Origin of the sequence: Paenibacillus sp. 598K, assembly GCF_003851045.1 — a bacterium.
In the GTDB taxonomy this organism is placed as follows: domain Bacteria; phylum Bacillota; class Bacilli; order Paenibacillales; family Paenibacillaceae; genus Paenibacillus_D.
In genome coordinates this window covers 27,331-53,093 of record NZ_BFBX01000050.1, presented here as the reverse complement: position 1 = coordinate 53,093, position 25,763 = coordinate 27,331, and the positions used below count along the sequence as shown (strand labels likewise).

Here is a 25,763-nt window from a genome sequence, read left to right as displayed (position 1 = left end):
GTCGAGCGCGCTCGACACGTCATCGAATACATAGAGCTCCGCCTGGCGCGCGAGCATACGCGCAGCGGCGGTCCGCTGCGCCTGACCGCCGGACAGCTTGACGCCGCGCGGACCAATCATCGTCTCCAGCCCGCGCTCGAGCCGCCCGACATCTCGCTCCAGCACCGCCGTATGGACCGCCCGCTCCAGCCGCCCGTCCTCGCCCGTCTCGCCGAGCAGGATATTATTATAGAGCGTATCGCTGTACAGACGGGGCACCTGCGAGGCATAGGCACTGCGAGGCGGCATGAAAAAACTGCCCGGGTCCTCGACCGGTGCACCGTTCCACCAGATCTCGCCCGCATCCAGCCGCAACAAGCCGAGGATCGCTCGCACCAGCGTCGTCTTGCCCGCGCCGACCATGCCGGTGATGACCGTAAAGGAGCCGCGCTCCAGCTCCAGACTGACGTCTGTGATGCCGCGCCCCGTCTCGGGATAACGGTAGGTGAGCCCGGTTGCGGTTAGTCGCATCAGCCACGCTGCGGATACCACGCGTGGATCAGCGGCAAGCCGAGGATCGCCAGAAGCGCCGCTACCGATCGCTGAGTCCGGATCGTTGACCGGGGCTCGCGAGCTCTCGCTGGCACCGGCCGCCATTCGGTCGCTCGCCGTGCCTGGACGGGTCGTCATGTTTGGATGGGTCGCCCTGCCTGGATCGGTCGCAGCGTTGTCGCCGCCATGACCGTTCTGACCCTTCGCTGCTGCATCACGGCCTTGATCCGCACTCTGGCTGTAGCCGCCCCGCCCTATCGCCCCTTCATCGCCCCCGGACGTCGGCGGGGTCTCCCGCTTGCCGAGGTAGAGCGGCCTGAACAGCGTCAGCACCTGGGCCGGCGCGCCCTGGAGCAGAGCGGTCAGTCGGCGCAGCGCTACCTCCATCTGCTTGAAGAAGGTGAGGAAGCGGCCGACGTTGGTGATGAATTGCGTGACGAAGTTTAGATAATAGACGAACAAGGCGAAGTCGCCGATCGTAAAGGTGCCCGCCCGCATCTTGTAAGCCGCCAGCAGCAAGATCAGGCCGGTGCCGATGTGGACCGTATTGGAGAATACCGAGTCGAGCGCCTCGGTCATGAGACGGTCCTTCAGCATCGTCTGACGCCGCCGGTCGCTCAGGTCGCGGAAGCGCGCGACGACGCGCTCCTCGGCGCCAGCTACCTGGATCGCCTGCACATTGCCGAACATCTCGCTGATCGCGCCCGTCACCCGCGCCGTCGCCTCGCGGCTCGCCGCCCGGTAGCGCTGGAGCCGCGAGGTCGCGAGCTGCGCGGCGGTGACGACGACGACGAGCGGCAGGAACACCAGCAGCGTCACCTGGACGTCGATGCGCAGCAGGATGTAGGCCGATACGGCGGCGAACACCAGCATGCCGATGACGTCCACCGACCAGCTCACCGCCTCCTCCGTCTGATCGACATCGTCGCGGAAGTGGCTGATCGCCTCGCCCGGCGACACCGGGATCGCCCGCGCGCCGGGTTCCTTGAGGATATGCTCGAGCATATTGCGCCGCAGCAGCATCCCCATCCGGAACCGGTATTGCACGTCTGTGATGAAGCCGACGAAGATGAGCGCGACCCGCGCCAGCGCCGCCCCGACGAGCAGCGCGATCAAGCCCCACACCCCGATGCTGAGCGTCGCCCGGCCGTCCAACAGGTCAAAAAACTCCTTGGTCAGCAGGCCCGGGACGACCGGCGCCAGCGCGATCAAGGTCCACATGAGCGCATTGAGGCTATAGCGCACCGGTTCATAGCGGATCAACCGCCACATAAAGGTCGATGTCTTCATGCCAGCACCTCCTCCATCCCCGTAGCCAGCATCCGACTGAATCGGGAGTCCGGGTCAGCCGCCAGCGTCCGGCGGTCGCCCTCCTCTAGCCGCTCGCCATCCTCGATGATGAGGATGCGGTCCGCGCGCTGGATCGTATTAAGCCGATGGGCGATGATGATGCAGGTCCGCTCCTGCAACAGCCGACTGACGGCCTGCTCGATATAATGCTCGGTATACGGATCGAGCCGCGAGGACGCTTCGTCGAGGATGACGAGCCCCGGCTCGGTCAGGAATACCCGGGCGAATGCCAGCAGCTGCGCCTCGCCGGCGGACAGCGAGCCGCCGCCCGAGTCGAGCGGCGTATCGAGCCCCTCCGGCAAGGCGTCATACCAGCCGCCCAGCCCGAGCTCGCGCAGCACCGCCTCCATTCGCTCATCGGGAACCGAGCGGTCGTAGAACGTCAGGTTGTCGCGAACATTGCCCTGGACGATCTCGATATTTTGCGTCACTAGCGTCACCTTCTTGCGCAGCTCGGCGAGCTTGCAGCGGCGGATATCGACGCCGCCCAGCTCGACTGCGCCCCCTTGCGGATCGTAGAAGCGCATCAGCAGCCGGGCGATCGTAGACTTGCCGCTGCCGGTACGGCCCAGCAGGCCGAGCACCTCGCCCGGCGCCAGCTCGAAGCTGAGCCGCTTCAGGTTGCGCAGCTCGTCCTCATAGCCGAACTCGACCTCGCGGAAAGCGACCGACAGCGGCCCCTCCGGCAGCGGGTCGCCGCGCCCGTCGACGATCCGCGGCTTCGTCTCGAACAGCTCGCGGATGCGGACGATGCTGGCGTCGGCTTTTTGCAGATCCTCGAACTGGGTGCGGATCTTCTCGATCGGCTTGCTCAGCAGCTCGGTATAGTGGAAGATCAGATAGACGGTGCCGATCGAGATCGCGTCGCCTGCGAACAGATAGGCGCTGATGCCAAACGCCAGCGCATTGCCGAGCGCGAACACGACGATCGTCGTCGTCCACATGAGCGCAAAGCCGAGGAACGCCCGGATGCGAATCGGCAGCATACGCCGGATCAACTCGAAGAAACGCCCCATCACGAAGCCAGCCGCGCCATTGGCCCGGATATCCTCCGTCCCCTCCAGCTGCTCGCCGAGGAAGCCGTACATCTCCGCATTGACCTGCCGCCACTGCGTCCAGATCGGCACCGCGAACTTGCGGATCCACTGGATCAGATAGAGCGCTCCGGCGACGAAGATCGTCATCCCGAGTCCGATCAGCCAGTTCTCCCGGAACAGCAGGGCGACGATGCCGATCATGAGCAGCAGATTGCCTGCCAGATGGATGATAAAGCTGGAGAAAAAGTTTGCAAGCGCATTCACATCGCCGTCGACGCGCTCGATGATTGCGCCTGACGTATGCTCCTTATGGAAGGACATGTCCAGCGACAGACAGTGAGCTGCCAGATCACTGCGCATCGTATTGGTGGTCTGCCAGCCGACATTCTCGCTCACGTAGGTGGCGATCACGGAGATGAGCTGATGCAGCAGCGAGAAGCCGATAAAGGCGAGCGCCGCATAGATGAGCTGCTGCATCGCGCCGCCGGACTGCGCGCTGTCGATGAAGTAGCGGATCAACTGTGGATTGACGAGCTGCAGGCCGATCGATGTCAGCAGCAGCGCTGCGAGGCCGATCAGCGTCTTGCGCTGAGGCAGCAGATAGCGCTTCAGCAGATCGTAATATTGACTGAGCGAGGTTTGGAATCGTTGCTTCATCTGCACATGTCTCCTCCTTTGCCATAAGTCATGGTTAGACCAATCACGTCTCCCCATTGTAATCGAAGCGCCGCAGCTTGGCTATCGCCGTATTGGAGCGTAGCCTCCCTCCTGCTCCAGACGTCAAAAGCCCCCGAGCTTGCCGACAAGGCACGCTCAGAGGCTCCATAACTCCACATCGCGGGATCACACTCGGCAAGCGAGATGGGCCTTCGATCTCACACGTTATTCGAAGCTCATGGCCGGCCGTTCGCCCTCGGAGGGCTCGACATTGGCCTTGCCCAGCAGGAGGATGAGCAGCAGGGCCACCGCCGCCAGCACGATCGTCCATTGGAAAATATAAGCCACCGACTCGGCCAGTCCCGTAACCAACTGCTGCTGCAGCTCGGGCGGCAGCGCGTCGCGCACGCCGCTCTGGAGCAGCGCCTGCGGGTCGCTGAACTGCGCCTGCTGCGCCGGGTCCTGGAGAGCGCTCGCGATATTGTCCTGATATCGCCCGATCTGGATGACGCCGAATATCGTCACTCCAAGCGCCGAGCCGATCGTCCGGAAGAAGACGATCATCGAGGTCGCTGCTCCCTTGAACTGCGGGCTGACCTTGTGCAGCGTCGCCAGGTTAAAGACGACAAACGAGACGCCGATGCCAAGTCCTACACAAACCATGTAGAGTGTGACGACCCAACGCGCCGTATCGACATTGATCGTGCCCAGCAATGCCAGCGAGACGAGCAAGATGGTCACGGAGACGAGCATAATGCTGCGGTACATAAACTTGCCGACGAAGCGGCCCCCCAGCACGCTGGAGGCGACAACTCCGAGCATCATCGGCATGAGCGTCTGTCCCGCGTCGCTCGCGCTGCCGCCGTAGACGCCGGTGACGAAGATCGGGATGTAGGTCGCGCCCGAGATCATGATCGCCCCGTACAGGAAGCTGGAGAACTGACTGGCCGTGAACACCTTGTTGCGGAACAGATGGAGCGCCACGATCGGGTTGGCGACGCGGCTCTCGACGAGCAGGAATAGCGCCAGACCTACCAAGAAAGCGGCGAACAGACCGAGGATCTGCCAGGAGTCCCAGGCGTAGTTGCGGCCGCCCATCTCCAGTGCGAACATAAGACAGAGGATCGTCGCTGCGAGCAGCACGGCGCCGCCCCAGTCGATCGATTGCTTGCGCTTGTCCCCCACCTCGCGGAAGAAAACCATCAGCAGCGTCACCGAGACGATGCCGATCGGTACATTGATATAGAAGATCCAACGCCAGTCGATGTAATCTGTAAAGTAGGCTCCGACCAGCGGACCGAACACGCTGGAGAGACCGAATACGGCTCCGAACAAGCCGTTCATCTTGCCCCGCTTCTCCGGCGGGAAGATGTCGAAGATGACGGCAAAGCAGAGCGGCATAATCGCGCCGCCGCCGATGCCCTGCATCGCGCGATAAATGATGAGCTGATCCATGCTCGTCGCCATGCCGCACAGGATCGAGCCGAGCAGGAAGACTCCGAGGCCCAGCAGGAAAAAACGCTTGCGCCCGTACATGTCCGAGAGCTTGCCAAAGATCGGCGTTGCGATAACGCTCGCGATCATATAGGCCGAGAACACCCAGACCAGCTTGTTATAAGCCCCGAACTCGCCGACGATGGTCGGCATCGCCGTCGAGACGATCGTCTGGTCGAGCGCGGCCATGAACAGGCCCAGCAGCAGGCCCAGTACAATCCATTTCGTATGTGCTTGATTAATGACCATAATATCGATTTTCCTCTTCTCTTCCTGTAATCGTTCTGTCGGTTCTATCCATAAGATCTCCGACTAGCCGGTTCATTAATCGCAGCAATTCCGTGAGCTCGGCGCAGTCGAAGTTGCGGAAAATGTCCCTGCCCTGCTCCCTTCCGCTGCGGACCAGCGCGTCATAGACCTCTCGCCCTCGCTCCGTAATCGTAACGCGGGTCACACGCCGATCCCTCTCGTCCTCGGCTGTCTCTACATATCCTCCCGACTGAAGGCGCTGCACCATGCCAGTGATGTTCTGCTTGGATACCAGCATATGGCTCGCCAGGTCGCGCAGAGACTGCTCGCCCTCGAAGTACAGGATACCCAGCAGAAGCCACTGTTGTCTACTGCTCAAGCCTTGTCGCGACACCAGCTCGCGCCCCGATTTATCCAGCAACAGCGAAGCGCGGTAGATCTGCAGGATGATCTCGCGCCGATGATTGCTATACAGTTCCATGCCCCTCCATTTCTTTCACTCCTAAATAGTCAACTCATTGACCAATGATAGAATATCAATTCTCTTCTGTCAATACGCCCCCTGCAATATCGGCTATGCTATACTGAGATTATCCCTGCGCCTACGGGCGCGGAGTAGAGGAGCCACAACATGGTTAACGAACCGTTTGCCTTTCAATTCCAGCCGCGGGCGATCAATATGGACCTGAAGCTGTATTATTGCGGAGCGGAAAATTGCGCGCCCGGCCATAGCTGGGGCCCCGGCGTCAAGGACCACTACAAGATTCATTTCGTCAGCTCGGGACGCGGCACCTTCACCACAGGCGGCCAGACGCATACGATCGGACCTGGCGGCGGCTTCCTGATCTGCCCCGACACCTCCTGCGCCTACCAAGCCGATGCCGAGGACCCCTGGTCCTATGCCTGGGTCGCCTTCAACGGCTTGCAGGCCGAGAGCTATCTGAAGCGCGCCCGTCTGTCGCGGGGCCAGCCGGTGTTCGTCAGCGACAACGATGATCAGGAGCGGATCAACCGCTGCTTCGAGCGGATGCTCGCAGCCGTACGTTCGGAGCATAGCCGCGATCTGAAGCTGCTCGGCGCGCTCTACGAATGTCTGGGCATCCTGATCGATGCCGTCGGCGCAGCGCCGCCGGAGGAGTACGCGGGCAATATCCGGGAGCATTATATCCAGCAGGCGCTCCATTTCATCGAGATGAACTACTCGCATAGCATCAATATCGAGGATCTGGCGCGCGAGCTTAACCTGAACCGCAAGTACATGTCCAAGCTGTTCAAGGAGATCGTCGGCGCAACCCCGCAAAACTATCTGATCCGCTATCGGATGGAGCGGGCGGCCGAGCTGATGAAAACCACCTCGCTCTCCATCGGCGAGATTTCCCAATCGGTCGGCTATCCCGATCAGCTGTTATTCTCCCGCATGTTCAAAAAAGTGATGGGCGCCGCGCCGCGCGACCATCGGAAGCTCGCATCGGACGCCATGTCGCTCTGATCGCCAAAAAAAAGCCTTCACCCCCACGTTGCCGTGAGTTTGAAGGCTTGTCCTCGGACAAGAGCGCGCGTGCCGTCTTACAGTGGATTTTCGCCGGTGCTCTGGAACAGCTCGATCAGCTCGCCGTCCGGGCCTTTGAAGAACGCGATCCGGACAGGCGTCCGCGGGTCCGGGCAGATGATCAGATCCTTGGGCTCGACCGTTACCTCGGCGCCGGCGGCCCGGGCGACCTCGATCGCTGCGTTGATATCGTCGGTGCGGAAGGCGACATGCAGGAGCGCGCCCTCAGGCTTAGGCTCGCGGGTGCCGCCTGCGAAGATCTCCATATAGTTGCCGTCGCCGGAGTCGAGCAGGATGCCGCGGCTGTCTCCCTCGCCCCAGCGGATCTTCTCGCGGAAGCCAAGCGCCTCGTAAAATCGGATCGATGCTTCAAAATCGGCTACGCGAATCGCGATATGATGGAATCCGCCGCCGCTCAATATACTGTTATTCGCCATGTGCTGGACACCGCCTTAGATAGGTATATCGTACATGCCCAGTATAATGAGCCTGCTCGCGGTTGGCAAGGTGCAACGACTCATCGCAGAGCATCGAGCCACGGCTGCGCCGCCTTTTTGAGCCCATACTCCCGATACCGGTTTCGCTTGGCAAAACGCCAAGGCAAAGCCGGTCTGCGTATGCGTCCCGTCCGTCGCTGCTGCTGCATGGGACCGCTAGGTGTAGACCTCCTGCAGCACTTGATTGGCCGTCATGCCGTTCAGGTTTTTGGCGAGGATGCGCGGCTGGCTGCCGTTCAACTCCTTGGCCAGCTCCTGCGTCAGGCCGGACTCGCCGGCCAGGACGATCTCCTGCCAGCGGTTGCGCTGCCTGTGACGCTCGAGGATCGGCGAGAGCCGCTTCAGCCAGCGCTGGCGATTCGCGCCGAGGCGCTTGTCGAACTGGTCGCGATGGCGCGCCCCCGAGGCCGTCCGCACCGAGGCCGCGATGCCCTGGTATTGCTTCCAGTCCTCGCTGTCGCTGTCCCACTCATAATTCCACTCGCGCTCCACTTCGCCCAGCATCGTATCGACGACCGTGACGCTGTCGCTGCCGACGAGCACGATGCCTGCCGCCGGATATTGGCGGAACAGACTCTCCAGCTCCTCCAGCTCCGGCTCGCTCTGCCAGTAGAATGCGTTGGGCGAGGGCACCTGGAGCTTCTCCAGGAACAGGACGCCCGCCTGCGGGCATACGACAAGGACGATCCCCCGCTTGAGGTCGCCTCGGTGTTCGTTAATCGTGGACTCCAGCAGACTATGCAGCTTCATCAGTTGTTTTTCCTGCGCATTGTCGCCTTCGGCGCGCGCGTATTCCGTCAGTCGGTTCATGCCGTTCTTCAGATGCAGCTTCCATGAGGTCTGCTGCTTGCGCTCGGGCTCAGTGTTCAGATAGACGGTCAGGACTTGATGCTCGGGGGAGAAGACTCGTTCTTTCAAGCGCGACAATTGATCTTGAAATTTCATCGTTTATTCTACCTCCTTTGCCCCTTCCATTACCCGATCGCTCAAAGGCTCAACCAATGGCGCCCTAGAATGGCAAAAAGGACCTACTGCCCGCCCGCAATCGGAGGCAACAAGTCCTGTAGTTGTCTTCAGTATAGCAATAAACGATGCACGGTCTCTGGCTGCATCCCTCCGAGACGCCATAACGCGATCCGGTCGATCCCGCCCTGGCGAGACCAGCCGATCCACCGGGTCAGCGTCTCGCCGTCGGCATACCATACGGTATGATCGCCGCTGTCGCCCGAATAACTGAAGATCAACGCACCGCTGGCCTCATCCCGCTCCGGCTCGCTGCCTGTCGAGCGGGCCAGCGCAGCCGCCTGCTGCTCGGTGAGCGCTGCCGTCTTGCCGTCCGCTCCCCAGTCGAAGCCGCCGGTCGCGAGCGCCAGCACGGGTCGCCCCGGGACGCTCTTCAGCCGCTTCGTGAGCCGCTGGATCATTGCATGATCCGTCTTTGGCCCCGGTCCGCTATGCGGCCCATGCAGATTGTACGCCATCATCACATATTGCGGACCTTCCGGCAGACTCAGCCGCTCGAGCGGCGCGCGCGGCTCCAGGACGACGCGCATCGCCAGACCATGCGACTCGGTCGCTGCGTAGAGCTCGCCGATGAAGCGCAGCATGCCGTCCCATGCCTTCTCCTCGATCCGCTCATAGTCGACCTCGACGCCTACTGCCCCGAGACGCCCCGCCAGCTGCAGGATCTCGTCGATATGTCGGGCTCGGCTCTCCGGTGTAGCGACGAGACGCCCGACCAGCTCCGGGTCCTTCTGCACCGACGCGCCGCCCTCCAGGATCCGGTCATTGACCAGCGTCAGATGCAACGCCTCGCGATGATCGCCATAGTCGGCGAGCTCGTCCCACACCGTAGCGAAGGCATCGCGCATCAGCAGCCGGTCGGACTCGTCAAAGTAGATGCCAAAGGCGTACAGCCCTGCCAGCTGCGGCTCCAGCTGCAGTGCATCGGTCAGTCCCGCCTCCCGTTGCCACTCCGGCAGCCACGCACTCAGCTCGAGCGGACCGGGAGCCGGCTCATACACCGGCTCCTGACGGTCGGTGAGCCAGATGATCGCTCCTGCCGCAGCGCATAGTCCCGCTGCGGATGCCGCCAGCCACCAGCCCGCACGACGTCTCTTCATCTCGCTTCGCCTCCCTGTCTGTTCCGCTCCCAGGGCGTCAGAACGTCTCGATCGCCCAATCGACCGCATGATTCACCGCCCCACGCACCTTGGCGACGACCAGCTCCACGCCTCGCAGCCGGTTGTCATAGATCGCCTTACCGACGCTGCCGTCGGCACGGATCGTCCGCACCTCAACATTGTCGAATACGCCGTCATAGATCGTATCCTTCTTGTTCAGCGGACTAGCTTCCGATTCCAGAAGCACCCCGCCGCTCGCCGCTGCCTCGCCGACCTCGATCCCCTCGGACAGGACGACGCCATCCATGTTCACCGTCAGACGCTCGCCGCGCAGCGTCGCCTCGAGCGAGCGCTGCTGCATCATGCCAGGCGGATACTGCCGATTCTTCTCCAGTCCGGGGAACTCATGCGTCCAGACTGTCTTGGCCTCTTGCCCCGGCTGCTTGGCGATGACGTGCAGCACATTGTCCGCCAGCTTCACCTGGACATATGCGGCTCGCTCGCGGTCGTAGATCACATAGACCGACTGCTGACCGACGACAGTGCCGGAGAGCCGAGCCTTCACCTGCACATCCCCTTCACTCTCATGCCCGGTCAGATAGAGCCTGCCCGGACCGCCAGGCGTCGAGGTCAGCGCGATCCGGTTGTCGATATGCTCGGCCGCGCCTTCGAGCAATTGCCAATCTTCGGCGCGCTTCGTATCGCCGACGATGAACTGCATCGCATCGCCCGTGTCCTCTCTCAGCTTCATGAGCAGATGATTGGTGTACCAATATGGCGCCGGTTGCAGACGCGTCAGATTATAGAGCTCGCCGCCCGCGCCGTTGAAGGCACTGCCCTCGCGGTTGAAGTGCATGTCGAACAGGCGCGGGATATGGCGGGCATTTACCTTCTCGACTAGATGGTTCATGCCGTTGTACATCGTATTGGCGTGCATGATCATATACGTGCTGGGCACGTCGCCGAGCGTGCTCTTATAGATCCGCTCCATCTCGTTATAGTCATAGGTAATACGCTCGTCCATCTCCGTCTTGTCCTCGGTCGGGATGCCGTCCCCATCCCGCAGGAAGTCCATCAGGTAATGCGTATACGAGCGCGCCCAATCGATCTCCGGGAATTCCCCCTCGTCGCGCAGACCGATGAATCGTCCGTCCTCGTCATGGATGTTGATGTAGGTGAGCCGATAGCCGTTGCTGCCGAGCTCCCAGTAGCCCTTGCGCGTCATCTTGAGCAATTCCTTGGGCGTCAGGAACTTGGAGTCCTTGCCGTCCATCTTGTTGGCGTAGGACAGCATCGTCGCCTTGAAGTTATACCGCTCCATGAAGGGCTGGGCGAACAGGCTCGAGTCATTGCGCCCATCGCCGAAGGAGAGGAACAATCCCCGCTCAGGCAGCGGCTTGCCTTGCTTGTAATAGTCCAGGATGTCCTGCTGGGCGATCGACGTATAGCCGTGATCATACAACGCCTGCAGATGCTGCTCGAGCCGATCCTTGGCGATCAGCGTCGGCGTACCCGAGCGACTGACGCCAAAGTAAGACAGAGCGACGAAACCCTTGTCGCTGGTCCATTGCGGCCTTGCCGGCTCCCGATACGTCTCGATGTCGAATACCGCATGGATGACGAGATAGCCGAGCGCCAGCAGCAACGCCAGCTGCAACACCGTTCGCACCCGTTTGCGTTTGTTCTTTTTGAGGTAGTCGAACGTCTGGTCCACCTTTGCCGCAGCTCCTTCCTTGTAGTAGATTGATTGCAGGTCAGTCATCTAGAGCGATACGCCGCTCTCCTTGCCCCGCTTGCGCGCGCGCTTCCGTTCCTTACGCTCCTGAGCCTCCACGTCCTGCGGCGTCTGCCGCGTGCCCCAGGTCGACTTCCAGAAGGTCACCCATGCCACGGGCATCTGCCATAGCAAGACCAGCTCATAGAAGATACAAAATACGATGCCAAAAATCCATAGTCGGCTGCGTCGGAACAGCAGATGCGCGAAGCTCATCAGCAACGCCATGAGCAGCAGCCCCATCAGGAAGGTGCCTGGGAAAATCCCGTGCACGAGCGGCACATACACCAGGTTGTGCAGCACGATAACCGGCGCTGCGATCGGTACGATGAGTCCAATGTAGAAGAATAGCGCCATAAACGGCTCCTTGCGCCAGATAAACCCGCCCGCCCGCAACGACTCTCTCAGCCACGACCGTTTCCAGCGCATCTGCTGCTTCAGGAAGACACCCATGTCGGAGGGCACGATCGTCGAGCAGATCGCCTTGTCCTGATAGCCTGTGCGATGCGTCTGCAGGATGTAGTTGGTCATACTGCGGTCGTCGCCGAAGGTTGCCGGATGGCCCAGGAACTTCTGCGTGAGCCAGGCGTCCTTGTGCTGCAGGACAAGGTCCTTGCGATAGCAGGAGAGCGGCCCCGACAGACAGGTCACGCTATCGAAGTACGACTCGGCCGCCTTCATAATGCGGAAAGCGATATAGTAGCGGACCGTCTGCAGCTTGGTCACCGAGTTGGTGAATTTGTTCTCGACATCGGTACGTCCGGCCACGCCGCCCATCTGCGGGTCCTTGAACGGCTGGACGAGATGGCGGATCGCCGAATAGTCCAGGAAGCTGTCCGAGTCGACGAAGACGACGAGCGGGTGCTTGGCCATCTCCACGCCCTTGACGAGCGCCTCGCGCTTGCCGCCGTTGACCGGCAGCACATGCAGCTTGAGCCGATCCTTGACGTTGAAGCGCTCCGCTTCCTTGTGGACGAGGTCGATCAACTTCTGGATCTCCTCCACCGAGCGGTCGGTCGAGCGGTCATCGACGACGATAACCTCCAGCTTGTCCACCGGATAGTCCTGATTGATGCAGCTGAGCACCGTCCGGCGGATCCATTGCTCTTCATTGAAGCAAGGGATGATGATCGAGACGCCTGGCGTATAATGCGGATCGACCGGCACATCGCGGTAGAGCGCTCCGAACAGATAACGGCTGATCAGGAACACCGCCGCGATGATGCTGTACAGATAGAGCAGCCAGTTGTACTTGAAGTAGAGGATGCTCTCGGCGCGCATCAGCATGATGAACAGCACCGAGAGGAGCAGCATCGTGCTCGCCATATAGATGGAGTATCCCCAACGCCGGCGTTTAAAATAATGCGTCAGCGGCTCGTTGAACACAAAGCCTGCCATCCAGCGCGATGTGCCGTTCTCCTCGCGGCGAAAGACGCGCACCACCTCGGCGTCCACCCGCACAGCGGACTCGAACCCTTCGGGCATCGTGCCGGGCGGAATATCAAAGCGCAGATGGCACTTGGTGCCCACCTTGTATTGCTCTGCCAGCTCATCGTCGCCCCCCAGCTCAACCAGGATGCCGGTCGTCGAGATGTCCGCCGCCTTGACCTCGTAACCTTTTTTGCCACGACGTCGATCCGTCAGCCTCACATTAAAGTCGGCCACGAACCGCATGCTGAATACCGACTCGTCTCCCTCGCTATCCGCTGAACCGCGTCGCTCGCTGCCGGTCCTTACTTGCTCCGGGTCGGGGACGCGCGAGAGCGCACGTCGGTCGCCGCGGGTTACAGACAGCTTTTCCTCTATCGGTTGTTTATCTTTGCGCCACCACATGTCGCCCCTCCTCTCTTACAAGCTCCAATATACATACCCTTGCGCCTCGTACGCGGACCGATCATACAAGCTCTTCACATCGACCATCAGCTTGAGCGGGCTGCCCTCGTACAGACGGTCGAACTCCTGCGGGCCCAAGGCCGCGTAAGCCTCGTGCGGCACCGCAACGACGATGGCGCTCAAGTCGCGCATCTCCTCGATCGGGCATAGCCGGACGCTGTACTCCTCCCACACCTCTTGAGGATCGGCCATCGGGTCGCTGACCAGCGTCGTCACCCCGTACTCTGCCAGCTCGCTGATAATATCGGGGACGCGAGAGTTGCGGATGTCGGAGCAGTTTTCCTTGTACGTAATGCCCAGGATGCCGATACGGATCGACGAGAGGTCCTGCTTGCCCTTGACCAGCTGCTTAATCAGCTGCTGGGCGATGTAGGGGCCCATCCCGTCGTTGATATGTCTGCCCGCCAGGATGATGCGGGAGCGATAGCCATGACCCTCTGCCTTGTAGGTGAGGTAGTATGGATCGATGCCGATGCAGTGTCCGCCTACCAGACCCGGTTCGAAATGCATGAAGTTCCACTTCGTACCCGCCGCTCTCAGCACGGCTTGCGTATCGATATCAAGCTGGTGGAACAGCATCGACAGCTCGTTCATAAAAGCGATGTTGATGTCGCGCTGCGCATTCTCGATCACCTTGGCCGCTTCGGCGACCTTAATCGATTCGGCGCGATAGACGCCAGCCTCGACGATCAACTCGTACACGGCGGCGACCAGCTCCAGCGTCGGCTTATCCATCCCGGAGACGATCTTGACGATGTTGTCCAGGCGGTGCACCTGGTCGCCGGGATTGATCCGCTCGGGCGAGTAGCCGAGCCGGAAGTCGATACCGCACCTCAGCCCTGACTCTGCCTCCAGGATCGGACCCGCGATCTCCTCGGTCACGCCCGGGTAGACGGTTGATTCGAAGACGACGGTCGCTCCCCGGCGCAATTGCCGCCCGACGAGCGCGCTCGCTTTGCGGATGTAGCTCAGATCAGGCACCTTGTCCGACTGGAGCGGCGTTGGCACCGCCACGATGAGGAAGCTGGCCTCGGCAAGCGCGCCCTCGTCGCTGGTAAAGGCGATGTTTGCGCTCGACAGCTCATCATCGCTGACATCATCGATTGGCGAGCGGCCTTGCCGACATGTCTCGATCTTGCGGGCATCGACATCGAACCCGATGACATTCACCTTGCGTCCAAAGGCCACTGCCAGCGGCAGTCCGACATAACCTAAACCGATGACTGCCAGCTTGTCTTGTCCATCCTTCAGCCTCTCATAGGCTTCATTCATGACTTCGCTCATCTCCCGCTTCTAGTATGGTCTCTCTCTATCTCGGTCAGGATTGAAGGTCGACCAGCTCCGACATTTTGACAAACGTATAACCTTGATCGCGCAGCTTCTGGATCGCCGTCGGCAAAGCCTCGAGCGTATGCAGCCCATCAAGAATATGGAGGAGGATCACGCTGCCGCTCTCCGTATTCTCCATAATCGTCTTGACGATATGATCCGCGTCATTGCTCCGATCCCAGTCCAGCGTCGTCACATCGTACATCGCGATCGTCCGGTACCCGGTAGCGGCGACGATCTTGGCCGTCTCCTCGTCAAAGGCGCCCGTCGGCGGGCGGAACATCATGACCGGCTTTTGCTGGATCGCCTCGGTGATGACCTGATGGGCCTTGACGACCTCCTCCTGGATCTCCTCCGGCGACAGATTGGTAATAACCGGGTGACTGTAGGTGTGATTGGCCACATCATGTCCGTCCTCAGCGATCGCCCGCGCCAGGTTAGGGTTGCGCTCGGGTCCGTTGCCCCGCAGGAAAAACGACGCCTTAATATTCTCTTCCTTCAATAGATCCAGCAGACGAGTCACTGTGTAGTCGGTGCCCCAGTCATCGAAGGTGAGGGCGATCTGCTTGTCGTTGCGATCTGCTTTGTAGATAACCTCGTATTCAGCATTCCCATAATCGGGATTGATCTTCGCCGCATCATAGCCATCGATCTGCTCGAGCGGCTTGCGCTCATGCTTGTACTCCAGCAGACGATTCAGCGGTACTAACGAGTAGCCAACCTTCTGGACCGATGTGATGACCATCTCGAGCGATTTGAGCAAGTCCGGATTGTTCTCTGTATTGAGAGCGATGATGCCGCCGCGCGTAATGTTGGTCATGACGTAGTCCTCGACCTTGGACGCCGCATCGCCATTCCAGCTTTGCAGGTTGATGCTGTAGGTGATGACCGCCTCCATGCCCAGGTGGGCCGCTGCCAGTCGGACATCATCACTGAAGCTGCCGGAGCGTGTGCGGATGTACTTTGGCTTGACCGTCGTCTCCCGCTCGAGGATCTCGTTGGTCAGTCGCAGTTGATGGTAGATCTGGTTGTACTGCAGCTCCGTCAGGTCGGTGCCGTCGAGCGCATTGTTCTCGATCTGATGGCCGCGCGCCGCGATCTCGTGGACGAGGTCCGGCTCTTCGGCCGCCCGTATGCCGGGCACGAAGAACGTCGCCTTCACCTTGTAGCGGTCCAGCGCATCCAGCAACGGCATCAGCTCGTCCCGCTCCGCCAATCCATTAAAGGTCAGCGACAGCTCCCGCATCGTCGTATACACATAACTGATCTGCTCGCTCGGCTCGCCCGTATACCGCTCGATCGGCTGCTCCGTGCTGGGCACGACGGGCGGCGGATTAGCACCATCTCCTGACTGTGAGCACCCCGACAGGATGATACAAAGGCATAGCAAAACCAAGCTCAACTTTGACTTCCATCCTAGTGGAGATAATCGAGTCGTAAGCCCAGGAATTTTCATATTAAATTATCCCCTTTTAGTTAATAAATGTAATTAATAACACAGAAAAATAAGGCCATTCCTTAAGTCACCACTACAATGACCTGTGATAAATGACCTTTATGCCAATGGAACATCTTATTCACATGTATTATCGCCCAAAAAACAATACTACGTCAACGGGCAGTTGATGGAAAAGAAAATGAATGGTTGCAAGTCGAATTTTTGAATGCGCTGTGGCAATCCCAGCCAGCGAAGGATGAAAATAATCATTGACATGTTTTCAGAAAATTCATATAATAGTCACATTCAAGCTATATTCCTTACAACATTTGGAACGGATCTACACCATCTCTCAACATAGACCAGCTTGCCATGCTGCCTATGCTGTCATGATGCGGACCCGCATGCTATGGACAATGAGAGGAGACGATTGGTTATGAAACAAGAAACCAAAAGAAATTGGGGCGCATTTTTGAAAGGTCTCAGCTTTGGAGCCTTCGGTATTGGATTGGTTCCCTATTTGATCTACAAAGCGGTGAAGGAAGTCTCGGAGCATACATCTCCGTTTATATGATCTGCTTCATCCGCATACCAAACAGGCCGACCGTTACGACGGTTGGCCTGTTTTTTCTCTACGCTTGTTACTGCAAGGTTAATACGCTGTTTAATTATTTGCCACTCATCAATTCAATTAACTACTGAACACTTCTACTACTAAAACTGCAACAACAAAAACCACAACACTGAAGGAAATGACTACAGCTTTATTCATGCGTTTTCTTAACGCGATTGACGCAAGCATAATCAATACCAGCGGAAAAGAAAGTAATAGGTTAGTTCCGCTGATTCCTTTGTTTATATACATATAAAATAATGCAAATAAACACAGTCCGCTAATGATGATTATTTGATACCTCATTCCTGCTCCTTCCTAAGCACCACAGCTCACATTTCTGCTAAATCTCTCCATTAATCATGGTAGCATCTCATACAAAAGAATGGCAACGCTTTATTAGCTACTTCTGGGGGACGATCGCAAGCAAGGCAAGTCGGTCTGAGTATACTTAGATGAGGACGGTGCACACTACTTATGACAACCCGGAAGCGAGCGATGAGCATCTTATTGGTTACCGCACTTTGCGTGCAATAGAGGAACAAAGGGCATTAATGATGGCATAGTGGCGGACCAGCGCACGGCAGAGGATGTTTGCAGTTATGGACTCGATACAGAAAACAGGCCAGCCGCCCTAAAGGGCGCTAGCCTGTTTTGTGCCGGAGGAACTGAAGCGGCCCGCCCCCGCCTTCTCGTACTGGACGCTACGCGAACGGCAATGCCGTTTACTTGTACATCACTTTGTCTACATTATATTTTGCCTTCAGCTCGTTAATAATGTAGGTTTCGTAGATTTCGCGATGGACGGGGCTCGATACGAGGCAAACCTCGATCTTCGCCACCTCTTCCCGATGATCCTTCATGACGGATACCGAGTCCTCGAAGTGCTTTTTGATGCGTGGTCTCAGCTTGCGCGCCTTGCCGACGAACAGCAGCTCGTCCTGGTCATTATAGAACATGAAGATCCCGCCGTCTTCCCGCGTAATGAGGTGGAAATCCGTAAAGCCGTAAATATGGCTAAGCTGCGGGTCCTGCTGCTTGTATATCGTAACGTCCGGCTTTGGCATGGTAATGAGTATAATATGCGTTCGCTCCCTTTTAGCTGCTCTGCTCTTCGTGCACCTATTATAGCAGACGTCGTGTAGACTGTCTGCTGCAATCGCAGCTAAGTGTCGGTGTGCTGTGATCCCGTCACCTGCAATCGCAGCTAATTACTCCGTATAGATGCGGAACGTGGCGTCGCTTTCCGCTTGGGCGGTCGTGACGGCTTCATTATACAGCAAGGAACCGCGATGACGGATATAAGCGCCGGGATAATTGTACGATTCGAAGGATGACCGCGTCGCGTTCGCCAGGCCGGGTCTGACCCACCAGGTCGCATCCTGCTTGAACAAGGTCGAGTTATCGTTCGCTTCGAGCCAGAGCTCGCCGTTCTTATGTCTCAGATACCGTCCCGGGAAGTTGACCGATTCGAAGGAGACGCCACCCGAGTCAGCCAGGCCCGGCACCCGGCGGAACTGGGAGTCGGCGAACGGATCGATCGTGGCGTCGATGCGGCCGCGGCTGTTCTGGTGACGCACGTAGGAGCCGACACTGCTCGAGGCTTCGAGCCTCGTATACTCATCGCGATAGACATTGACCGAGAAGATGCTGACGCCTTGACCCCAAGCTGCCGCTGTACTGTTAATCTTGATGTAGCGCGCATTCTGAAGCGGGAATCGGTGCACCTTCCACCCCGGCGATGCATTGCCGGTCACTGTCTTCACAGTGGTCCAGCTGCTGTTGTTGGCCGATACCTGCACCGTATAGTCGACGCTGTACGCCGTCTCCCAATACACATCAACCTCGTTGAACGACTTCGCCGCGCCCAGATCCATCGTTAGCCAATGCGTGCCGCTCGTATAGGCGGAGGCCCAGCGCGTAGCATCGTTGCCGTCGGCCGCCTTGCCCGCCTCGAAGCCGCTCATCACATGCGAGTCAGCCGTCGCCGACGCCTGCAACGCCAGATTCGTACGATTGTCTTGCTCCGTCAGCTTGAGACCGACAACCGCCTTGTACGGGAGCCAGAAGCTGATACTGCCATTGCCGCTAAGGTCGGTGGTGAACGAGGTCGTAAAGCTGGACGAGGTCGCATCCTGCCAGCGGCTGGCCTCATATGCGGTCGCCGTATACTGCACTCCAGGCTTCAGCCCCTGGAAAGTGAGCGCGAGCTGGTCGCCGGCCGTCGACGTGTTCACCACCCAGGCCACCGGATGGCCAGCGGCATTCGTCGCGCCTCTGGCGACGATCGTCGCCGCGCCGTTGCTCCAGTTGCTGCCTCGCAACAGGAACTTGCCGTCGCCGAGTCCGAGCTGCTTGGAGAGTAGACGATAGGCGCTCAGCTTCGGCGTAAGGTTGCCGTTGGCATAGATGGAGTAGAAGTCCGGGTGCGTCGTCTGCTTGTTAAAGGCAAAGTAGGCCGCCCCCGCCACGCCTTGATAGATCATGTCTCCGAGTCGTTGCGCGTCATAGGGGATCGCATCGACCGAGTCATTGTTCATCGGGGAGCCGATATATTGCCAATCCCAGTTCCACTCGGTAAGATAGATCGGCATATCCGGGACACCGTTGGCTGCGGCTACATTCCGCAACGCGACGATCGCTTGCTCGCCGTCAGGATTTTGCTGGTATTGATGATAGGAGAGGAAGTTGACATTGGGCTTGATCGTCGCATCCTTCAGCATAGCGTCCGCCCAGCTCGTATCGGTATTGGACAAGACGGGGCCGCCGATCGGGATCGTCGCGTTGACAGTGCGGATCGCATTGGCCGCATGTCGATAGATGTCCTTGTAGGCCGTCAGTCTGCTCGTATAGCCGCTGTTGGTCAGGTCCAGGAAGTTCGCATGGTCGGGCTCGTTCCACACCTCGATATAGTCGACTTTGCCAGCAAAGTGCTGCACGATTTTTTTGATAATATCCTCGTAGACGACCCAGTTTTTGGGGACGCCATTGTTATTGTTGCTCGAGGATAGCCAGGCCACGTTGTAGGACAAGATGAGCATGTTTTTCATACCCTTGTTATGATACGTATCCACCCAGGCGTACTGGCTCCAGTCCCATGTGCTCGGATCGTCTACCCCGCCGGGCACCGACATATCGGCCAGATACTGCGCCACAGTCGTATTGGGCAGGATCTGGGACAGGTACACATCGCGGCGCGCCATCGTGACGCCTGCGGCTCGCAAGGCATCGACATCCGAAGCGCCGTCGAGCACATTGATCGCGCCGCCGAACACATTAGGATCGCGCTCCCCCATGCTCTGGTCATATCGGATGACGGCAGAGGATGCGGCATAGCTCGCATCCGGGAAGACAACTACCGTAGCGCACATCATCGCGAGCAATACAGCAAGGGCTACCAGCTTCTTGAAGGACATCTGCTGCTTCTTGACGATCATCATCATCGCTCCTCATATTCATGGATTGCATTGCGCTAGCCATTCCTGCCTATTGCGTCAACAAGCTTTCTCCTGTCGAAGGAACTCAGCGTACAGCCGTCACCTCCTCCCCGGTCAGCCTGCCCTCGATCCGATAGTCTCCCGAGCCGAGCGCGATCCGACCGGAGCGTATGCGATAGTCGACGCCCTCGGCCAGCGGCTCTCCGCGCTCTGCTACCTTCAGCTCATAGACACCCGGCAGTACGAGCTCGACCGCGCCATTGGGAGGCACCGCCAATTCGATGACAAACCGCTCCCCGACCCGCTCCCACCAGACGGCATAGCGCCCGCGGATCGTCGACAGCGTCGCCCGGGCCGAGGCAAGGCGCGAGCGCAGCGGCGGCTGCACGCGGACACGGCCAAAGGCTACAGCGTCCTCGCACATCCGCAGCCCCGCCAGCCGCTCGAACATCCAGGCGCTGATGCTGCCGAACATCGGGTGATTATGCGACTCCAGGCCATCCCAGCGCTCCCATAACGTCGTCGCGCCTTGCCGCAGCATATAGCCATAGCCCGGATACTCGTCGCTGAGGGCCAGCTCGAGCGCCTGATCGATCGCGCCCCAGTCCGCCAACGCCTCCAGCAGCAGCGGCGTCCCGAAGATCCCGGTATCGATAGCGCCCCCTTGCGATAGCGAATATTGGGTTAGCAGTCGCTGCCGTATCGCAGGCTCGATATCTTCAGGCACGCACCCCAGAGCATAGGCAAAGAAATCCGCGCCTTGTCTGCCGATCGAATACTGCAAGCGCTTGCAATCGAGAAAAGCTTCATTATAGCCGCGACAAATATCGGCAAACCGCCGTTCGTAAGCGAGCCCGTCCTCCGTCTTGCCCAGCACGTGAGCAATCTGCCCCAGGAGACGATTCACCTCGGCGTGGAAATACGTGTTGACCACCTGCTCTGGCAGCTCCAGCTCGCCGGGAATGCACCAATCGCCCAGACACCAGCTCCCCGGCTCCTCCCGGACAACGATGCAGCCATCATCCGTACAGCCTCGCAGATAGGCCGCCCAGCGCGCCATCCCCTCGTAATGCGCCTCCAGCACGCTCCGATCGCCATAAGCCCGATAGAGCTGCCAGCACAGGATGACATACGCGCTGCCCCAGCCCGGCCCGCCGCCGCCGCCGTTGAACGGCGCCGTATGGGGGACGAAGCCGGTCGCCTGGTGTTGGGCATCGGCGATATCCTGTATCCACTTACGATAAAAGGCCGCCATCCCGAAGTTGTATATGGCCGCTTGGGCAGTGACATGGCCGTCGCCGGTATAGCCCAGTCGCTCGCGATGCGGACAATCGCTGGGCACGCCGCTGTGCAGATTGGTCAGCTGCGACCACCGATACAGCTCCTGTATCCGATTGAGCCGCTCGTCCGAGCATTCAAACTCCCCTGCCTGCTCGACGGCGGCATGCACGACGACGCCGAGCACCGTATCGTCCGTCGGCTCGCCGACCAGCCCGGTTACCTCGACATAACGAAACCCGTGCCATACGAAGCGCGGCTCGTAGCGCTCTACTCCCTCGCCCTTGGCGATATAGACATCGCGCTGGATCTGCCCGACGCCGCCCGCGCTGTCATAATCCAGCGCGCCGTCATCCCCCAGCTCCTCCGCGAACCGCATGACGATCCGCGCCCCTCTGGGCGCAACGACGCACAGCCGCACCCAGCCCGAGATATTCTGCCCCAGGTCGAACAGATAGCCGCCCTCCCGATCCGTCCATCGCCGGATCGGCCGGAGCGTCCCTCGTGCCTGGTCCGCCGGCGACAGCTGCGCCCGCAGCCGTCCGCTCGGCGCCGGCAGCTCCTGAGCGCATGCCCAGGGCGAATCATCGAAGCCCGGCTCGCACCAGCCCGGCTGCTCGAGCCGGGCATCGTACACCTCGCCGACGAAGAGCTGATCGGAGACGATCGGACCTGGCGCGCAGCGCCACGTCTCGTCGGTGAGGATGCGCACTGCGCTGCCGTCCGCATAATGCAGGTGCACCTGCAGCAGCACTCGGGGGATGCCGTAGGCCATCTGCCCTTCGACCGTGCGCGCCGTCTGACGATACCACCCATTGCCCACCATGAGACCGAGGACATGCCGCCCCGGCGTCAGCTCAGCCGTCAGATCATGGGCGACATAATAGACCGACTTCAGCCCCGCATCCTGATACGGGTACAGCAGCCCCTCGATGGTCCGATCGTCATAATCGCTCCAGTGCGGATCAAGGACGCGCTCGCCTGCCTTGGCTCCATCGACGTACAGCTCGCCATAGCCGAGACAGGCGATATAGGCGATCGCTCGCACACACGGCTGCTCGATGTCTATCTCCCGGCGGAAGAGCGGCGACCCCGACGCCTCCGGCGCTCCGATCCAGGAGGCCGACCAGTCCGTCCTCTCCAGCAGTCCCGTATCGTAAGCGCTGATCTCGCTCGGCAGCCCCTCCCGATCCTCCTCGTCCCAGGCCACGACGCGCCAGTAATAACGCGAAGCGCTATCCAATCGACTCCCCCCGTAAACGATGTCGAAGGTGTGATCCGAGTAGGTCTTGCCCGAGTCCCAGCATAGCCCCTCCCCCGCCTCCAGCCGCTCCGGCTGGTCGGCGACCATGACCCGATATGCCGTCTGGCGCCTGCCTCGTCCTTCTGCCAGCAGCCGCCAGCTGAAGCGGGGACGATCGGTCTGGATCGCCAGAGGCTTTGTTACAGATTCGCATTGCAGCTCGCATGGCAGGATGCGGTCCACCCCCTCTAGCAGCATGAGCATCACTCCTTTCGTCGATTAGAGACGCTTGCTCGCCCCTTCACCCTTTCACCCCTGTAAACGACACGCCCTTCTCGATATACTTTTGCGCCAGGATGAAGACGAGCAGCAGCGGCAGCAACGAGAGGAAGGAGCTGGCCATAATCATGTTCTGCTGCACGTTGCTTTTGTTCTGCAGATCGTTGAGCGCGACGGTAAACGTCCAATACTCCGGCTTGTTGTTGACTATCAGCGGCCAGACGAACTCATTCCATACAGGAATGAAGGTCAGGACGCCGACAGTGGCGAAAATCGGGATCGAGAGCGGGATCACAATCTGCGTGAAGATGCGCAGCTCCGCCGCTCCATCGACGCGCGCCGCCTGCAGCAGCTCCTTGGAGACCTGCTCGAAAAAGCCCTTGAACAAAAAAATGACGATGCCCCAGGCGGAATGGGGCAGGATGATCGCCCAGAGCGAATTGACCAGCCCCAGATCCTTCATCAGCAGGTAAAGCGGCAGCAGCAATGAAATATCCGGGATCATAATGGTCGCGAGAAAAAACATCACCCAAAACAACTGCCACCGTCTGCTGTCCATCAGATGCGCCAGCGCATAGCCGGCCAAGCCGCCAAGCAGCATCTGGAGGAGCACCGAGGACAGCGTAACGATCGCGCTATTCAAAAAGTACTTGGCAAAGCCTAGCGCTCCGACCGCGTCTGCGGCGATCGCATGGAGCGATAGGAAGCTGTCGAACATACGGAGCCAGACCGGTCGCTCCTCCATCGCCAGCACGCGGCCATCGATCAAGTCCGTCGACTCGTAAAAGCCGGCAAACTTCCGGAGCAGCTCGCTGCTCTCCGTCCCTTCTGTCTGACTTGCCTGGGCTCGACCATCCTCGCCGTACCATTTGAACTTGGACAGCTTCTGCTCCTGAATATACGGCAGCTTGAGCTTCATCATCCCTTCGTTAAAGAGCGTGGACGGCACCACGACCGGCTGCCCGGTGCGGAATGCGGCGGACGTCGTCGTCGCCTCGTAGAGAGCCTTGCCCTCGCGCACCCCGATGATCTTCACCTGGCCGATCCCCTCGCGCAGATTCTTCATCCAGGGATACCAGATCGCCTCCATCGCATCCAGCTCATAGGCGTTCCTATCCACTGACGGCTGCCCCGTATAATCGAGCGTAACCTCGATGGATCGGGGGATGCTAGGCACCCACTTGGGAGGATAGGCGTCGATTTCATTGTCCGATTTGAATGCCGAGGACACCATCCACAACAGCGGGATGAGAGCCGTCAGGGTGAAAAAAATCGTCACTACATAGGCCGTTATCGTTAACGACCGTTGTCCTTTCTCCACGATGCGTGCGCGTTCCATGTCCTTCAATCCTTTTCTGCGGAGATTTTATTTTGGACGATCGTCAGCAGCGCGATCAACACGAACATAAACAGCGACATAGCGCCGGAGATGCCAAAGCGCGATTGCTGAAACGCGGTATTGACGACCAGCATCGAGACGACTGTCGTGCTGCCTGCCGGACCGCCTTGCGTCATCACATAAATATTATCGTAAGCCAGCAGAATGCCGGTCATGAAGGCGATAAATTGGATGAGAATAATGAAGCGCATGTTCGGAAGCAAAATCGTCCACATCCTCCGCCACGGCCCCGCACCGTCAACCTTGGCCGCCTCCAGGATCTCGGCTGGAATCGAACGAATCGCCGAAAAATAGAGGAGCAGCGAGACGCCGCCGCCAGCGAATACCGCAGGCAGGACGATGGCGAATTTGGTCATGCTCATATCATTGAGCCACATGTAGGGGCCTAGCCCCACAAACGAAAGCCAGTAGTTCAGCAAGCCGTAGTCGGGATTGTACATCCACTTCCAGACGAGGACGCCGGCCACAGCCGGCATGACCGTCGGCAATTGATACATGAAGCGAAAAAACGCATTGCCTTTGCGGATATCGCTGAGCAGCAAGGCTTGCACGATCGGCAGCCAAAACGTCAAGCCGAGATAGAGCGCAAAAAACACGAAGGTGTTGTACACGGCCTGCCAAAACGTCGATGAGCTCAAAAACTCGATGTAGTTGGCCAAACCGACAAATTCGCCCGGCGGGTTGACGATGCTGTAGCGAAAAAAGCTGATGTAGACCATGCTAAGCAGCGGATAGTATTTAAAGAGCAGGTAACAGAGCACGGATGGCAGCAAAAACAGCACGGCGATCCAGCGGATGTTCGACATTCTCGCCAACGGTTCTCCCCCCTTGAATAAGAATCGGGATTCTCCTTTGTGGCAGAATCCCGATGAGCCTTAGCCTTTAATTTCGGCGTTATACTTGTCGATGACCTCCGTCTGCGCGAGCTTCTGCGCCGCCTCCAGCGCCGCCAGCGGGTCCACCTTCTCATCGAGCAGCACCTGCTGGATCGGCTTGACGACATACGGGCTCAAGCGGGCTTTGAGGAAGTATTCCAGACGCGTTTCTTTGGCCGCCTCGCGTACGCTCACCAGCAGGTCCTCCGGCATCCCGTCGACGAATTGGGTTACATCCACGTCCGAGCGGACCGACAGCAGATTCGGGAAGATGCCGTTTTCCTGCCCCCATTTCAAGCCCTTCTCGATGACCTCCTTGGAGGTCAGATAGGTGGCGTACGTGAACGCCGCCTGCTGCTGCTCCGGGGTGGACTTCGGATTCACGATCCAGTAGCTGCCGCCGACCTGCGCCGGCGATTTGCCCGATGGACCAACCGGCAGGCTGGAGAAGCCGATGTTCTCAAGCTCCATCCCACGCGACACCATGCCGAAAAACCAGTCCGAGCCCGCGAGCATGGAAGCCGCGCGTCCGGTATAAAAGTCCTTCTGGTTGTCGTCCAGACTTTGCACGACGTTTTTCTGCGTCGCTTTATATTTGAACTTCAAGTCCTTGTAGTATTGTAGCGCTTGTACGGTCGCATCCGAGGTCAGCGTCAGCTTGGCCGTGCCGTCCGGCTGCCTCTCGGTCAGGTCGCCGCCCGCCTGCCATACATAGTAT

At 59.4% G+C, this 25,763-nt stretch carries 19 protein-coding genes; 2 read left to right on the top strand and 17 right to left on the bottom strand.

Annotated features, from left to right (window positions below; all coding sequences use genetic code 11):
- The 4 genes from PA598K_RS16015 to PA598K_RS16000 all read right to left on the bottom strand — a co-directional run.
- Window positions 1-1,821: ATP-binding cassette domain-containing protein (locus tag PA598K_RS16015; protein WP_148091955.1), on the bottom strand; the 1,821-nt coding region annotated here is incomplete at its 3' end.
- The gene (locus tag PA598K_RS16010; RefSeq protein ID WP_128657933.1) at window positions 1,818-3,575 is read right to left on the bottom strand and encodes an ABC transporter ATP-binding protein; all 1,758 of its coding nucleotides are present in this window, start codon (window positions 3,573-3,575) and stop codon (window positions 1,818-1,820) included. The genes PA598K_RS16010 and PA598K_RS16015, both read right to left, overlap by 4 nt.
- 225 nt (window positions 3,576-3,800) lie before the next feature.
- Entirely contained in the window at window positions 3,801-5,318 is a 1,518-nt protein-coding gene (locus PA598K_RS16005) for an MDR family MFS transporter (RefSeq protein WP_128657932.1), read from the bottom strand.
- Complete coding sequence (locus tag PA598K_RS16000) at window positions 5,308-5,799, bottom strand: MarR family winged helix-turn-helix transcriptional regulator (protein ID WP_128657931.1); 492 nt, start codon at window positions 5,797-5,799, stop codon at window positions 5,308-5,310. Before PA598K_RS16000 ends, PA598K_RS16005 begins: the two co-directional genes overlap by 11 nt.
- Before the next feature lie 150 nt (window positions 5,800-5,949).
- Here PA598K_RS16000 and PA598K_RS15995 point away from each other — a divergent pair, with 150 nt between their 5' ends.
- A complete protein-coding gene (locus tag PA598K_RS15995) occupies window positions 5,950-6,807 on the top strand; it encodes an AraC family transcriptional regulator (protein ID WP_128657930.1) in 858 nt (285 codons plus the stop codon).
- 77 nt (window positions 6,808-6,884) lie between these two features.
- Here PA598K_RS15995 and PA598K_RS15990 read toward each other — a convergent pair whose 3' ends face one another.
- The 7 genes from PA598K_RS15990 to PA598K_RS15960 all read right to left on the bottom strand — a co-directional run bounded on the left by PA598K_RS15990 (window position 6,885) and on the right by PA598K_RS15960 (window position 15,885).
- Window positions 6,885-7,304, bottom strand: coding sequence for a VOC family protein (locus tag PA598K_RS15990; RefSeq protein ID WP_128657929.1), 420 nt, complete (start codon window positions 7,302-7,304; stop codon window positions 6,885-6,887).
- A 216-nt stretch (window positions 7,305-7,520) separates the two neighbouring features.
- Window positions 7,521-8,309, bottom strand: coding sequence for a VLRF1 family aeRF1-type release factor (locus PA598K_RS15985; protein WP_128657928.1), 789 nt, complete (start codon window positions 8,307-8,309; stop codon window positions 7,521-7,523).
- Between the two features lie 128 nt (window positions 8,310-8,437).
- On the bottom strand, window positions 8,438-9,487 hold the full coding sequence (locus tag PA598K_RS15980; protein ID WP_128657927.1) for a glycosyl hydrolase: 1,050 nt from the start codon (window positions 9,485-9,487) through the stop codon (window positions 8,438-8,440).
- Between the two features lie 37 nt (window positions 9,488-9,524).
- Window positions 9,525-11,249: a polysaccharide deacetylase gene (locus tag PA598K_RS15975; protein ID WP_260405437.1), complete on the bottom strand. Its 1,725-nt coding sequence runs from the start codon at window positions 11,247-11,249 to the stop codon at window positions 9,525-9,527.
- Window positions 11,250-13,094 (bottom strand): glycosyltransferase family 2 protein, encoded by a 1,845-nt coding sequence (locus tag PA598K_RS15970; RefSeq protein ID WP_128657926.1) that lies wholly within the window; start codon window positions 13,092-13,094, stop codon window positions 11,250-11,252. It lies immediately after the preceding gene.
- A 15-nt stretch (window positions 13,095-13,109) separates the two neighbouring features.
- Window positions 13,110-14,426, bottom strand: coding sequence for a nucleotide sugar dehydrogenase (locus PA598K_RS15965; RefSeq protein ID WP_128657925.1), 1,317 nt, complete (start codon window positions 14,424-14,426; stop codon window positions 13,110-13,112).
- Between the two features lie 46 nt (window positions 14,427-14,472).
- Window positions 14,473-15,885 (bottom strand): polysaccharide deacetylase family protein, encoded by a 1,413-nt coding sequence (locus tag PA598K_RS15960; protein WP_260405436.1) that lies wholly within the window; start codon window positions 15,883-15,885, stop codon window positions 14,473-14,475.
- A gap of 472 nt (window positions 15,886-16,357) precedes the next feature.
- On the opposite strand from PA598K_RS15960, the gene PA598K_RS36235 reads away from it, so the two are divergent.
- Complete coding sequence (locus tag PA598K_RS36235) at window positions 16,358-16,495, top strand: hypothetical protein (protein WP_185602021.1); 138 nt, start codon at window positions 16,358-16,360, stop codon at window positions 16,493-16,495.
- A gap of 764 nt (window positions 16,496-17,259) precedes the next feature.
- On the opposite strand, the gene PA598K_RS15955 is transcribed toward PA598K_RS36235, so the two are convergent.
- The 6 genes from PA598K_RS15955 to PA598K_RS15930 form a co-directional block, all read right to left on the bottom strand.
- The gene (locus PA598K_RS15955) at window positions 17,260-17,616 is read right to left on the bottom strand and encodes a nucleotide excision repair endonuclease (RefSeq protein ID WP_128657923.1); all 357 of its coding nucleotides are present in this window, start codon (window positions 17,614-17,616) and stop codon (window positions 17,260-17,262) included.
- Window positions 17,617-17,745: 129 nt separating this feature from the next.
- Window positions 17,746-19,971, bottom strand: coding sequence for an AbfB domain-containing protein (locus tag PA598K_RS15950; RefSeq protein WP_185602020.1), 2,226 nt, complete (start codon window positions 19,969-19,971; stop codon window positions 17,746-17,748).
- An 85-nt stretch (window positions 19,972-20,056) separates the two neighbouring features.
- A complete protein-coding gene (locus tag PA598K_RS15945) occupies window positions 20,057-22,750 on the bottom strand; it encodes an alpha-L-rhamnosidase (protein ID WP_185602019.1) in 2,694 nt (897 codons plus the stop codon).
- 43 nt (window positions 22,751-22,793) lie between these two features.
- Complete coding sequence (locus PA598K_RS15940; RefSeq protein WP_128657920.1) at window positions 22,794-24,110, bottom strand: carbohydrate ABC transporter permease; 1,317 nt, start codon at window positions 24,108-24,110, stop codon at window positions 22,794-22,796.
- Between the two features lie 5 nt (window positions 24,111-24,115).
- Window positions 24,116-24,976: a carbohydrate ABC transporter permease gene (locus PA598K_RS15935; protein WP_260405438.1), complete on the bottom strand. Its 861-nt coding sequence runs from the start codon at window positions 24,974-24,976 to the stop codon at window positions 24,116-24,118.
- Between the two features lie 69 nt (window positions 24,977-25,045).
- On the bottom strand, window positions 25,046-25,763 hold a 718-nt coding region (locus tag PA598K_RS15930), incomplete at its 5' end, for an extracellular solute-binding protein (RefSeq protein WP_128657937.1).